Here is a 13967-nt window from a genome sequence, read left to right as displayed (position 1 = left end):
TCATGACCCGGCCATGCACTGGACGTCCGCTGCGTGTATCGCATTGATGCTCGCGCTGCCCGTGAGGGCGGCGGACGGGGCGATCACCGTGAAGGCGCTGGAAGCGCAGCCGAAGATTCCCGCCGAATTCGCCAGGATGACCTATCCGCAGCGAATCGAATGGCTGGAGCGTCAGCTCGCCAGCATCACCGATCCCGTGCGTCGCTACCAGCTGGTCTCCGAACGCGCCATCCAGCACTACCAGGCCGGCAACAACGCGCTAGCCAGGGCGGACTGCCGGTTGAGCAAGCCGGCCGCCTTCGATTTCCAGTACCGACTCGTCTGCGCCACCATCAGCGATGCGGGAGGCAGGCGCCAGACCAAGGATCTCCTGGGAATTCACGCCGATGCGATCAAGGCGGGCGACATCGACATTGCCACCCAGGCACTGTCGTCGGCCGCCTGGGCGCAATCCGAAACCGGGGACATCGCCGCCGCGTTCCAGTCGTACGAACGTGCCCTGAAGCTGGCCGAAAAGGCACGGCCGGAAACGCTGATCGACGTGACCCTGAATACCGCCACCCTTTACGTGGTGCATGGCGACCGCGCGTACATCAACAAGGGCATCGCGCTGCAGGAGGACGCGATTGCGCGTTTCCGCGCGATGAAGCGGCAATACGCGGAGGATGCGGGCTATTTCGACAGCGTCATCGCCATGACCCAGTTCAACGCGGGCGTGGCACACGCGCTGCACCTGCACGACTACGCCAGGGCACTGCACTGGTTCGGCCAGGTCGCCCCGGGCCAGAAGAACCTGCGCCAGGGCGTGCTGGTGTTCTCGGCCCTGTCCGCGGTGGAGCTGGGGCGCACGGCGCAGGCGCGCCAGTGGTTGCGGGAGTCCCGCGAAACCCCGCCCAGCACCGAGACGGATACCGCCTATCTTGGCTGTTACCAGCAGTTGGTGCAGCTCAAGCTGGAGGGGCAGGCGGCGCTGGCGGCATGCCGCGACTTCTCCCCGGAGACGCCGTTGGAGGTCCGTCTCGACCTGTACAAGCGCCTGGCCGTCATGGCGCCGCCCGATTGGCGGCTGGCGGGGTTGGAGGGCCTGCACCGACTGTTCGTGCGGACGCTGGAGCCGCAGCTGAAGCAGAGTGCGATCCGTGCGGCCTCTCACACCGAACTCCGCCGGCTCGAACTCGAATCGAAGCTGGTGGCCCAGCTGTTGGAAAAGGAGCAGGCGCTGAAGCGCGCCGAGCAGGAGAAACTTGCCACCCAGCGGCTGCTGGCGGCGGCAACCGTCGCCATCCTGCTGCTGGTGCTGCTGGTCATCGTGCTGCGCCTGCTGCACAACCGCAAGCTGGCCCGGCAGTTCCGCTCGATGAGCCTGGAGGACGGCCTTACCGGACTGCGCAACCGGCGCTATTTCGAGCACAACGTCGGGCGCGAGATCGGCCTGGTCAAGCGGGCCGGGCAGGAAGGCGACGCGCATTCGATCGCGTTCTGCCTGTTCGACATCGACCATTTCAAGCGGATCAACGACCAGCATGGCCACGAGGCGGGTGACCGGGTGCTGGTGGAGTTCGCGCGCCGGATCAAGGACGCCATCCGCGACACCGACATGCTGGTGCGCTGGGGTGGCGAAGAGTTCCTGCTGGTGGCGCGCGTGGCCCATGCCGGCGAGCCGTGCAGGATCGGAGAGCGTATCCGCGCGGCCGTCTCCAGTGATCCTTTCGTCATTCCGGGCGGTGCTTCGCTGGACGTGACCTGCACGAGTGGCATCGTGCCCTACCCGCGAATGGAAAGCGGCAAGCCGGCGGAAATCACCTGGCAGCAGTTGGTGCAGCTGGCGGATGCCGCCCTGTATCTGGGCAAGCGCAAGTCGCGGGATTGCTGGGTCTGCATCGACAGGATCCCGGACATCGGCGCGCTGGACCGGATCCTGGCGCAGGACCTGGAGGTGTCGCTCCGGGAAGGCCTGGTCGAACTGAGCGACAGCAGTCAGACCTCCGCCCGCGCCGGGGCTGCGTGAGCGACGCGCCACCGGGTTTCTGCGATCCCGGCTGCACCAACGGAAACGGGCCGCATCGCTGCGGCCCGTTCGCGTATCGCCTGGTCGAAGTACGGCTTACTTCAGCTTCGCCGCCTTGCGCAGGGCCTCGGCCTTGTCGGTCTTCTCCCACGAGAAGGCAGTGGCCTTGTGCTTCTTGCCCTCGCCGTCGGTGTAGCTGATTTCCTTCGGCTTGCGGCCGAAGTGGCCGTAGCTGGCGGTGGGCTGGTAGATCGGGTGCTCCAGGTCCAGCATGCGGGTGATCGCGTACGGACGCAGGTCGAAGTGCGCGCGGATCAGCTTCTCGATCACGTCGTCGCCGACCTTGCCGGTGCCGAAGGTGGTGACCGAGATCGAGGTCGGCTGGGCCACGCCGATGGCGTAGGAGACCTGCACTTCGCACTTGTCGGCGAGGCCGGCGGCGACGATGTTCTTGGCCACGTAGCGCGCGGCGTAGGCGGCCGAGCGATCGACCTTGGAGGGGTCCTTGCCGGAGAACGCGCCGCCACCGTGGCGGGCCATGCCGCCGTAGGTGTCGACGATGATCTTGCGGCCGGTCAGCCCGCAGTCGCCCACCGGGCCGCCGATCACGAACTTGCCGGTCGGGTTGATGTGCACCTTGTTCTTCGGCAGCGCTTCCAGCCACTTCTTCGGCAGCACCGGGGCGAGGATGTGCGTGCGCACCGCCTCGATCAGGTCCTTCTGCTTGATGTCCGGGTCATGCTGGGTGGACAGCACCACCGCATCGAGGCCCAGCACGGTGTTGCCGTCGTAGCGCAGGGTGACCTGCGACTTGGCGTCCGGGCGCAGCCACTTCAGCTTGCCGCTCTTGCGCACCTTGGCCTGCTGTTCCACCAGCCGGTGGCTGTAGTACAGCGGCGCCGGCATGAACTCGGGGGCTTCGTTGCAGGCATAGCCGAACATCAGGCCCTGGTCGCCCGCGCCCTGGTCTTCCGGCTTCTTGCGGTCCACGCCCTGGTTGATATCGGGCGACTGCTTGCCGAGCATGTTGATGATGGCGCAGGTGTGGCCATCGAAGCCGACGCTGGAATTGTCGTAGCCGATGTCGTTGATGACCTTGCGCGCCAGCGCCTCGATGTCCACCCACGCGCTGGTGGTCACTTCGCCGGCGACGATCGCCGCGCCGGTCTTCACCAGCGTCTCGCAGGCCACGCGCGCCTGCTTGTCCTGGGCCAGGATGGCGTCCAGCACCGCATCGGAGATCTGGTCGGCGATCTTGTCCGGATGACCTTCGGAGACCGATTCGGAAGTGAACAGATAGCTGGACATTTCTTATATCCCTGCATTCGGATGAAAAGATGGGTGCGCATGATACAGCGACACGGCTGGATGTGCATCCTGCCCTGTTTCCGGCCAGTGGGGTATTGGGCGCGCGTTAAGCGTGCCGTCACCGCCGGGTAATCCGCGTGAAACCGGACTGTCCCGGTTGCCACGCAGGCTGTTGCCCAATACGGCGGCGACCCATCGCGATGATCCAGCTCGAACAGCGCCTGCAGCAGCGTTTCCCGCACTGGTTCCGCGGCCGCCGGGCGGTATTGGCCAGGCCGCTGTTGCGCGGCATCGCGCGCTGGTCGCGGCTGGACGAGATCGATGCTTTCCTCGCCGCCAACCGGCATGTGCGCGGCTTCGACTTCGTCACCGTGGCGATGCGCCACCTGGGGGCGGGGTACGAGGCCAGCGATGCGGACCGGGCGCGGATTCCGGCGCATGGGCGGCTGCTGATCGTCGCCAACCATCCGTCCGGGGCGCTGGATGCGCTGGCGCTGCTGGACTTGGTGGGGCAGGTGCGGCGCGACGTGCGCATCGTCGCCAATGACTTCCTGTCCGCGCTGGGCGGGCTCGGCGAGCTGCTGCTGCCGGTGCGCATCCTCGGCGGGCGACCGGCGCCGGAGAGCCTGCGCGCGGTGCGCGCGGCGCTGGCCCGCGGCGAATGCGTGATCGTGTTCCCGGCCGGCGAGGTCTCGCGCCTGGGCCCGCGCGGGATCCGCGACGGCCGCTGGCGGCGCGGCTTCCTGCGTTTCGCCCGCGCCTGCGCTGCGCCGGTGCTGCCGGTGCGCATCGATGCGCGCAATTCGATGCTGTTCTACGGCGCTTCGGCGCTGTTCAAGCCGGTGGGCACGGCGCTGCTGGCGCGCGAGATGTTCGCCCGCCGCGCCCGCCGGGTGCTGCTGCGGGTAGGCACGCCGCGCGCGATCCCGGCCGATGCCGGGGACGCGGTCCTGCTGCGCCAGATCCGCCGCGAGCTGTACGCACTGGGCACCCGCCGACAGCGCATGGAGCAGGCGGGCAACCGCGGCCCCGAGCCGGTGGCTGCAGCGGGCGATCCCGCGCTGGTCGGCACGGCGGTGGCCGGGCTGCGCCTGCTCGGCCGGACCGGCGACGGCAAGCAGATCCGGGTGGGCACGCTGGCGGTGGATTCGCCGCTCCTGCACGAGATCGGCCGGCTACGCGAGCTGACCTTCCGCGCGGTGGGCGAGGGCACCGGCCGCCGCCTCGATCTGGATGCCTGGGACAGCTGGTACGAGCACATCGTGCTGTGGGACGAAGCCGCGGCGAGGATCGCCGGCGCCTACCGCATCGCCCGCGGCGCGCCGGTGCTGGCCGGGCACGGCCTGCGCGGGCTCTACACCGCCAGCCTGTTCGACTACGGCGAGGACGCGCTGGCGCGGATCGCGCAGGGCATGGAGCTGGGGCGCAGTTTCGTGGCACAGGAATACTGGGGCAGCCGCAGCATCGACTATCTCTGGCAGGGCATCGGCGCCTACCTGCGCGCGCATCCGCGGGTGCGCTACCTGTTCGGCGCGGTCTCGATCAGCGCCGCGCTGCCGGCGGCGGCGCGTGCGCAGATCGTCGCCCACTACGCGCATTGGCACGGCGGCCCGCAGGGCGATGCGGTGTCGCGCCGACCGTACCACTACGAGGCCGCCGACCCCGGCGATGCCGCGCTGGACGCCGATACCGCCTTGCGCGTGCTCAAGGCCAACCTCGACGCGCTGGGCGCGCAGGTGCCGATGCTCTACAAGCAGTACGTCGAGCTGTGCGAGCCGGGCGGGGCACGCTTCCTCGCCTTCGGCGTCGATCCCGATTTCAGCGATTCCGTGGACGGGCTGATCGAGGTCGACATCCAGCGGATGCGGCCGAAGAAGCGCCAGCGCTATCTCGGCGCGGCAGTGGATGTCGTGGCGGACGTGGCCGGATAGGTGGGCGCGCCGACCCGCAACGGCGAGCTCGCAGCTGCGGTTGCGGCGTTGCCGCGGCTGCCCGTGCCGGCCCACTCGCCGCTCCGTCGCGCGGTGTTCATCTCCGACGTGCATCTGGGCGCACGCCATTGCCATGCCGCCGAGTTGGCTGACTTCCTCGACGGCCTGCGCTGCGAGCGGCTGTACCTGGTGGGCGATATCGTCGACCTGTGGTGGCTGGCGCAGCGCCGCGCCAGCTGGGGCGCTGCCCAAAACCGGGTGGTGGAGGCGCTGCACGCGCTGAACCGGAGCGGCACCGAGCTGGTCTACATCCCCGGCAATCACGACCGCCCGATCCGCCGCTTCTGCGGCCTCGTTCTGCCGGCGATGCAGCTGCGCCGGCGCGCGATCCACGTCACCGCCGACGGCCGTCGCCTGCTGGTGGCGCACGGCGATGACTATGACGCGGTGACGCACTTCGGCAGCCTGCAGGAAAAATTCGGCGACTGGCTGTATTACCGCATCCTCACCGGCAACCAGTGGCTGAACGCGCTGCGCACTCGGCTGGGGCTGCGCTACTGGTCGCTGTCGGAATTCCTGAAGTCGAAAAGCGGCGCCGCCGAACGCTACATCGGGCGTTTCGTTCGCGCCGGTCTGGACGATGCGCGCCGGCGCGGGCTGGACGGCATCGTCTGCGGACACATCCATCGCGCCGCGCTGTTGCAGCACGATGGCCTGCTGTATGCCAACGACGGCGACTGGGTGGAAAGCCTGAGCGCGCTGGTCGAAGAAGCCGACGGCACCCTGCGGCTGCTGTCGCATCTGGGGCAGGTGCTGGCGGAAGTCCCGCCGAGGATGCTGCCGTTGGCGCGCGATACGGGCGAAGCCGCAGCCGCCTGAGCCGCGGCGCTCAGGCCGCGGCCGGCAGCGCGGGCGCGACGCCTGCGGCCAGCGCGTCGAAATAGTCGCGGGTCAGCCGCAGCTGTTCGTCGGCGCTCTGCGCGCGGTTGACCACGGCGCGGAACGCCGCGTTTTCCGGCCGGTCCTTCGCATACCAGCCCAGATGCTTGCGGGCGATGCGCACGCCCATCTCTTCGCCATAGAACGCGTGCAGGGCATCGAGATGGCCCAGCAGGATGTCGCGCACCTGCGCCGGCGAAGGCTCCTGCAGCTGCTCGCCGGTGGCCAGGAAGTGGGCGATGTGGCCCGGCAGCCACGGCCGGCCCTGCGCGGCGCGGCCGATCATCACCGCATCGCAGCCGGTGCGCGCAAGCACGAAGACGGCTTTCTGCGGCGAGTCGATGTCGCCGTTGGCGACCACCGGGATCTTCAGCATCGCCTTGATCGCGGCGATGGTGTCGTACTCGGCCTGCCCGGTGTAATGCTGGTCGCGGGTGCGGCCATGCACGGCCAGCGCGGCAATGCCGGCGTCCTCGGCGATGCGCGCGATTTCCGGCGCGTTCCTGTTGTCCGCATTCCAGCCGGTGCGGATCTTCAGCGTCACCGGCACCTCCACCGCGGCCACCACCGCTGCCACGATCCGCGCCACCAGCGGCGGGTCGCGCATCAGCGCACTGCCTGCCAGCACGTTGCAGACTTTCTTGGCCGGGCAACCCAGATTGATATCGATGATCTGCGCGCCGTGGTCGACGTTGAAGCGCGCCGCCTCGGCCAGCGCGGCCGGGTCGGTGCCGGCGATCTGCACGCTGACCGGGTCCGGTTCGCCGACATGGTCCATCCGCGTGCGCGACTTGCTGGTGTTCCAGAAGCGTGGATCGGAAATGGTCATCTCCGACACCGCAAGCCCGGCGCCGAGGCGCTTGCACAGCAGCCGGAACGGCTTGTCGGTCACGCCCGCCATGGGCGCGAGGATCACCTTCGGGTCGATCAGGTGGGGGCCGATGCGCATGTACGCATTGTAGTGGCCCGGCTTCTCAGGCCGCGGCCAGCGTGGCGATCACCTCGTGCCCGTAGCGTTCCAGCTTGGCGGCACCGACGCCGCCGATACCGGCCAGCGCATCAAGGTCATGCGGCTGGGCCAGCGCGATCGCGCGCAGGGTGGCGTCGTGGAAGATCACGTAGGCGGGAAGATTCTGTGCCCGCGCCACTTCCGCGCGCCAGGCACGCAGGGCGGTGAAACGGGTCGCCGCGTCCTCGGGCAGATCGAGTGGTGCGGGCGTGGCACGCGTCTCGCCGCTGCCGCGCGACCGCCGCCGTTCCGCCTTGGGCGCCTCCATGCGCAGGTGCAGGCTGCGCTCGCCGCGCAGCAGCGGGGTGGCCTCGGCGGTCAGGCGCAGGGCGCCATGGCTTTCCAGATCGGCCTCCAGCAGGCCGGCTGCCAGCAGCTGGCGGAACACGCCGCGCCACTGGCGGGCGTCGAGGTCGCTGCCGATGCCATAGGTGCTGACGCTTTCGTGGCCGAATTGGCGCACCTTGGCCGTGTCGGCGCCGCGCAACACGTCCACCAGGTGCGCCGCCCCGAAACGCTGGCCGGTTCGGTACACGCAGGACAGCGCCTTGCGCGCGGCCTCGGTGGCATCCCATGTGCGCGGCGGGTGCAGGCAGTTGTCGCAGTTGCCGCAGGCGCCGGCATGCGCTTCGCCGAAATACGCCAGCAGGGTCTGCCGGCGGCAACCGGTGGACTCGACATAGCCGATCAGCGCGTCCAGCTTGCCGTGCTCCAGCCGCTTGCGTTCGTCGCTGGCATCGCCCTCTTCGATCATCCGCCGCAGCAGCACGGCATCGCCCATGCCATAGGCCAGCCAGGCCTCGGCCGGGTCGCCGTCGCGGCCGGCGCGACCGGTTTCCTGGTAGTAGCCCTCCAGCGACTTGGGCAGGTCGAGGTGGGCGACGAAGCGCACGTCGGGTTTGTCGATGCCCATGCCGAAGGCGATCGTGGCCACCATCACCACGCCATCCTCGCGCAGGAACTGGCGCTGGCGTGCGGCGCGCGTGACCGCATCCAGCCCGGCGTGGTAGGCCAGCGCGGGATAGCCTTGCCCGGCCAGCAGCTCGGCGGTGGCATCCACCTTGCGCCGCGACAGGCAGTAGACGATGCCGCTCTCGCCGCGATGGCCGTCGAGGAAATCGAACAGCTGGCGGCGGCCGTCGTCGCGCGCCACCGCGCTGTAGCGGATGTTGGGGCGGTCGAACGAGCTGACGAACTGCTGCGCGTCCTGCAGCGCCAGCCGCTCGACGATCTCGCGGCGGGTGGGGGCGTCTGCGGTCGCGGTCAGGGCGATCCGCGGCACCTCCGGCCAACGCTCGTGCAGCAGGGTGAGCTGGCGGTATTCGGGCCGGAAATCGTGGCCCCACTGCGACACGCAGTGCGCCTCGTCGATCGCGAACAGCGCGATCCGCGCGCGCTCCAGCAGGCCGAGGAAGCGCGGGGTGAGCAGGCGTTCGGGGGCGACGTAGAGCAGGTCCAGCTCGCCCGCGGCGAACCGGCGCTCGACCTGCGCGGCCTCGGCGCCGTCAAGGCTGGAATTGAGGAAGGCGGCGCGCACGCCCAGCTGGCGCAGCGCGTCCACCTGATCCTGCATCAGCGCGATCAGCGGCGACACCACCACGCCGCAGCCGTCGCGCAGCAGCGCCGGCAGCTGGTAGCACAGCGACTTGCCGCCGCCGGTGGGCATCAGCACCAGCGCGTCGCCGCCGTCGACAACGCGCGTCACGATCTCCTGCTGGCGGCCGCGGAAGGCGTCGTGGCCGAAAATGCGGCGAAGGGTGTCTAGAGCGGGGTCGGACATGCCACAAGGGTAGCAAGCGGGGCGATGCCGTCATCGGACATCTTCCCGGTCTGCGGTCGGTTTTTGCGTGTTCGGGCGCAATCGCAGCCGGAAATACCTCGCAGGGAGTCGCCGCACCGGAGCCATTCCAAGTCGCTCCCCGATACTCGCTTGGTTGGAATGGCCCCGGTGCGGCGACTCCCCTCCGGACCTGCTCGCTGCGGGGCGCCTACTGCAACAGCGACCGCAGCATCCACGCGTACTTTTCGTGGGTCTGCAGGCGCTGGGTCAGCAGGTCGGCGGTAGGGTCGTCGCCGCCGGCATCGGCCACCTTCAGGATCTTGCGGGCGGTGCGGCAGACCGCTTCGTTGCCGTCCACCAGCTGCTGCACCATGTCGTGCCAGGCCGGCGCGGCAGTCAGGCCGGGTTCTTCCCGGATCGAGGACAGGCGGGCGAATTCGGAATAGCTGCCGGGGGCGTTGAAGCCCAGCGCGCGGATGCGCTCGGCGATCTCGTCCAGCGCGGTCCACTGCTCGGTGTACTGGGTCTCGAACATGACGTGCAGGGCGTTGAACATCGGCCCGGTCACGTTCCAGTGGAAGTTGTGGGTCTTGAGGTACAGCGTGTAGCTGTCGGCGAGGAAGTGCGACAGGCCGTCGGCGATGGCGGCGCGGTCCTTGGCGCTGATGCCGATGTCGATGTCGGCGGCGCTGGCGGCCGGGGCCTTGGCTTTCGCGGGCTTGCTGGGGGTCTTGCTCTTGGGCATGGCGGACTCCTTTACACGCTTCGGGGGGAACTTGCGGCGACAATACGCGGATTCTGCGCCCGTCTGCAGGCGAACAAACACGTTGTTGGAACCATGGTGTCTGACGAACCGAACATCAAGCCGGCACCCGCCGACGCCCTGCATCGGGCCCGCCGCGACATCGATGGCGCGCTGACCCGCGACCGCGGCCGCCTGCTCGGCCTGCTGGCGCGCTGGCAGGCCAAGCCGGGCGATGCGGGCATGCGCGAGGCGTTCGCAGGCAAGTTGCAAGCATCGCGCGCCGAACGTGAGCGCCGCGTCGCCGCGCTGCCTGCGGCCACGGTGGATGCGACGTTGCCGATCGCCGCGCACGCCGACGAGATCGTGGCACTGATCCGCAAACACCAGGTGGTGGTGATCGCCGGCGAAACCGGCAGCGGCAAGACCACCCAGCTGCCCAAGCTGTGCCTGCTGGCCGGGCGCGGAGCGGCGGGCCTGGTCGGCTGCACCCAGCCGCGCCGGATCGCCGCGCGGTCGGTGGCGCGGCGCGTGGCCGAGGAACTGCAGGTGCCACTGGGCGGCACGGTCGGCTTCCAGGTCCGCTTCAACGATGCGGTCAGCGAGCAGACCGCGATCAAGTTCATGACCGACGGCATCCTGCTGGCGGAAATCCAGAACGACCGCTGGCTGTCGAAGTACGACACCCTGATCATCGACGAGGCTCACGAACGCAGCCTCAACATCGATTTCCTGCTGGGCTATCTCAGGCAGCTGCTGCCCAGGCGCCCCGACCTGAAGCTGATCGTCACCTCGGCGACAATCGACACCGCCCGCTTTGCCGAACACTTCGGCGGCGCGCCGGTGGTCGGCGTCGAGGGACGCGGCTATCCGGTGGAGATACGCTATCGCCCGCTGGAGGGCGAAGGCGAGGAGGGCGGACAGCGCAGCATCATCGACGGCATCGTCGCCGCCTGCGACGAGATCATGCGCGACAAGGGCATCGGCGACACCCTGATCTTCCTGCCCGGCGAGCGCGAGATCCGCGACGCACACCAGGCGCTGGAGAAGCGCAAGTACCGCCATACCGAAGTGCTGCCGCTGTACGCGCGGCTGTCGGCCAAGGACCAGGACCGGGTGTTCCATCCGGGCCCGCAGCGTCGCATCGTGCTGGCCACCAACGTGGCCGAGACCTCGCTGACGGTACCGCGCATCCACTACGTGGTCGATCCCGGCGTGGCCCGCGTCAAGCGCTACAGCCCGCGGCAGAAGCTGGACCGCCTGCATATCGAGGACGTCTCGCAGGCCAGCGCCAACCAGCGCGCCGGCCGCTGCGGTCGCATCGCGCCGGGCACTTGTTTCCGCCTGTATTCGGAAGCGGATTTCGCCTCGCGGCCGGAATTCACCGATCCGGAGATCCGCCGCGCCGCGCTGGCCGGGGTGATCCTGCGGATGCTGTCGCTGGGTCTGGGCAGTATCGAAAGCTTCCCGTTCCTGGAGCCGCCCGATCCGCGCGCGATCGCCGACGGTTGGCAGCAGCTGGGCGAACTGGGTGCCGTCGATGCCCAGCGCAAGCTGACGGCCATCGGCAAGGCAATGGCGAAACTGCCGGTGGACGTGAAGCTGGCGCGCATGCTGGTGGCCGCGCAGGCGCATGGGGTGGTGCGCGAGATGCTGGTGATTGCCAGCTTCCTCGGCATCCAGGACCCGCGCGAGCGTCCGTCCGATGCCCGCGCCGCAGCAGATGCCGCGCACGCGCAGTTCGCTGACGCCAAGTCGGAGTTCATCGGCATCCTCAAGCTCTGGCAGGCCTACCGCGAAGCGCACGAGGCAATGACCCAGTCGCAGCTGCGCAAGTGGGCCGATCGCAATTTCCTCGGCTTCCTGCGACTGCGCGAGTGGTGGGAGCTGCACCGGCAGCTGAAGCTGCAGTGCGAAGAACTGTGGCCGGAAAGGGGGTCAGGTTCACTTTCCGCGGAAAGTGAACCTGACCCCCTTTCCGCCGACCCCGCTTTTCCTTTCGCGGCACTCCACCGCGCCCTGATCGCCGGCCTGCCCACGCAGATCGGAAATCGCGGCGACAAGGGCATGTACGACGGCCCGCGCGGGCGCAAGTTCCAGCTGTTCCCCGGCTCGAAGCTGGCGTCGAAGCCGCCGCCGTGGGTGCTGTCGGCCAACCTGCTCGACACCGAGAAGGTCTGGGCGCTGACCAATGCCGGCATCGAGCCGGACTGGGTCATCGCCGAACTGCCGCATCTGCTGGCGCGACGCCAGCACGATCCGCACTGGTCGCGGGCGCAGGGGCGGGTGCTGGGCAGCGAGCAGATCAGCCTGTTCGGACTGGTGCTGGCGCCGAAGCGGCCGATCCATTACGGCGCGCTGTTTCCCGAGGAGAGCCGCGCGATCTTCGTGCGCGAGGCGCTGCTGACCGGCGAGATCAACACCCGCAGCGCCTTCCTCGCGCGCAACCTGCGCACGCTGGAACTGGCGCAGCAGGAAGAGGCCAAGCAGCGCCGGGTGGGGCTGGTGGTGGACGAGGACTGGCAGGCGCGCTGGTATCTGGACCGGCTGCCCGCGCACGTGCACAACGCCCAGGCGCTGGATGCATGGTTCGGCAAACTGTCGAAGGACGAAAAGGCCGCGCTGGAGTGGTCGCGCGATGACCTGCTGGTGGCCGACCAGAGCGACGCCGCGCGCTTCCCGGCCTACATCGCGCTGGGCGACGCGCGGCTGGCGGTGCAGTACCGCTTCGAGCCGGGCGCGGTGGACGACGGCATGACCGTGGCGGTGCCGCTGCACCTGCTCAACGCGCTGGATGCAGCAAGGCTGTCGTGGCTGGCGCCGGGCTTCGTGAAGGACAAGGCGACGGCGCTGATCCGCACCCTGCCGAAGGCGCTGCGACGCAACTTCGTGCCGGCGCCGGATTTCGCCCGCGCGTTTGCCGAAGCCTTCGCCCAGCCGGACGCGGATGCGATCGAGGGCGCGCTGGCGAGGTTCCTGAAGAAGCTCTCCGGCGTGGACGTCTCCGCGCCGGATTTCGATGCCGCCGCCATCGAGCCGCACCTGCGCGCCAACCTGCGGCTGCTGGACGGCAAGGCGGTGCTGGCCGAATCGCGCGATCTCGCCGGGCTGCGCAGCCGCTTCGGCGAGCGCGCGGCGCAGGCGTTCGCGCGCCAGGCGGCGCAGGGCATGGCGCAGGCGGGCATGACCGCGTTCCCCGAAACGCCCGTTCCCGCCTCGGTGCCCGGAGCCGGCGGCGTGCCGGCGTATCCGGCGCTGCAGGACGATGGCGATTCGGTGTCGCTGGCGCTGCACGCGCAGCGCGAGGTGGCCGAGCGGCTGCACCCGCAGGGCGTGCGCCGGCTGCTGGCAATCGCGCTGGCCGACAAGCTGAAGCAGGCGCGCCGGCAGCTGCCGGTGCAGCCGAAGACCTCGCTGCTGTACGCCGCCATCGAGTCGGCGGAGGAAAGGGGGTCAGAGTCACTTTTCCTTCGCCACGGTGGCAAGGCCGTGAAGCAGGGCTGGAAAAGTGACTCTGACCCCCTTTCCCGCGATCGCCTGCGCGCCGACCTGGTGGATGGCGCGTTTGAAGCACTCACCGCCGACGGACTGCTGGAGGTGCGCGACGCCGAAGCCTTCGCGCAGCGCCGCGATGCCATCGCGCGGGAACTGTTCGGCGAGGCCATGCAGCGGCTCAAGCAGGCGGAAACCATCCTGTCGCTGGTGGCCGAAGTGCGCGCCAAGCTGGAATCGAAGCTGATCGGCTGGGCGCGCGCCAACCTCGACGACATGCAGGCGCAGCTGGGGGCGCTGGCCGCGCCGGGCTTCCTGCGCGACGTGCCGGCGCCGACGCTGGTCGAATACCCGCGCTGGCTGAAGGCGATGTCCTTGCGCGCCGAACGCGCCCAGCGCGACCCGGTGCGCGACCAGCAGCGCATGCTGGAGCTGGCGCCGTTCACCGCCGCGCTGGCCGCCGCCGACCCGGCCGACCCGCAGGCCCAAGCGCTGCGCTGGGAGCTGGAGGAGCTGCGGGTGTCGCTGTTCGCGCAGGAACTGGGCGCCAAGGGCGGCATCTCGCCGAAGCGGCTGGCCGCGCGGGTGGAACGGCTTGGCGCAAGCGGTGCGCGGCGCTGACTGCTGGCCGCTTCAGGTACCTCCCGCTACTGTAGAAACATGTCCGTTCCCGCCATCGCCACCCTCACCTGGACCGACGCGCTGGCGCGCGTGCCCGCCGATGCGCTGCCGGCGCCGCTGGTCGCCTGCTGGCGCAC

General features: G+C 69.5%; 8 protein-coding genes. 4 read left to right on the top strand and 4 right to left on the bottom strand.

From position 1 onward, the window contains the following. The first annotated feature begins 46 nt into the window (after positions 1-46). On the top strand, positions 47-2008 hold the full coding sequence (locus E5S66_RS11310) for a GGDEF domain-containing protein (RefSeq protein ID WP_171033546.1): 1962 nt from the start codon (positions 47-49) through the stop codon (positions 2006-2008). Positions 2009-2104: 96 nt separating this feature from the next. Here E5S66_RS11310 and metK read toward each other — a convergent pair whose 3' ends face one another. Beyond that, entirely contained in the window at positions 2105-3316 is a 1212-nt protein-coding gene (gene metK, locus E5S66_RS11305; protein ID WP_138349330.1) for a methionine adenosyltransferase, read from the bottom strand. Positions 3317-3516: 200 nt separating this feature from the next. Between metK and olsF the strand changes: the two genes are divergently transcribed. Both olsF and E5S66_RS11295 read left to right on the top strand, forming a co-directional pair. Beyond that, positions 3517-5247, top strand: a complete 1731-nt coding sequence (gene olsF, locus E5S66_RS11300) for a bifunctional ornithine lipid synthase OlsF (RefSeq protein WP_171033545.1) — start codon at positions 3517-3519, stop codon at positions 5245-5247. A 57-nt stretch (positions 5248-5304) separates the two neighbouring features. Continuing rightward, positions 5305-6126 carry a UDP-2,3-diacylglucosamine diphosphatase gene (locus E5S66_RS11295; RefSeq protein ID WP_138349456.1) on the top strand — a complete coding sequence of 274 codons (822 nt, stop codon included), beginning with the start codon at positions 5305-5307 and terminating at the stop codon, positions 6124-6126. 10 nt (positions 6127-6136) lie between these two features. Here E5S66_RS11295 and dusB read toward each other — a convergent pair whose 3' ends face one another. The 3 genes from dusB to E5S66_RS11280 all read right to left on the bottom strand — a co-directional run bounded on the left by dusB (position 6137) and on the right by E5S66_RS11280 (position 9720). Next, the gene (gene dusB / locus E5S66_RS11290; protein ID WP_138349328.1) at positions 6137-7135 is read right to left on the bottom strand and encodes a tRNA dihydrouridine synthase DusB; all 999 of its coding nucleotides are present in this window, start codon (positions 7133-7135) and stop codon (positions 6137-6139) included. Between the two features lie 25 nt (positions 7136-7160). Beyond that, positions 7161-8975, bottom strand: a complete 1815-nt coding sequence (gene recQ, locus E5S66_RS11285) for a DNA helicase RecQ (protein WP_138349326.1) — start codon at positions 8973-8975, stop codon at positions 7161-7163. 208 nt (positions 8976-9183) lie between these two features. Beyond that, on the bottom strand, positions 9184-9720 hold the full coding sequence (locus E5S66_RS11280) for a Dps family protein (RefSeq protein WP_138349324.1): 537 nt from the start codon (positions 9718-9720) through the stop codon (positions 9184-9186). Between the two features lie 96 nt (positions 9721-9816). Here E5S66_RS11280 and hrpA point away from each other — a divergent pair, with 96 nt between their 5' ends. After that, a complete protein-coding gene (gene hrpA / locus E5S66_RS11275; protein ID WP_425472219.1) occupies positions 9817-13830 on the top strand; it encodes an ATP-dependent RNA helicase HrpA in 4014 nt (1337 codons plus the stop codon). Positions 13831-13967: the final 137 nt, after the last annotated feature.

Source organism: Thermomonas fusca (genome assembly GCF_005862345.1).
GTDB classification, from domain to species: domain Bacteria; phylum Pseudomonadota; class Gammaproteobacteria; order Xanthomonadales; family Xanthomonadaceae; genus Thermomonas; species Thermomonas fusca.
This window is presented reverse-complemented; position numbering and strand designations above follow the sequence as displayed.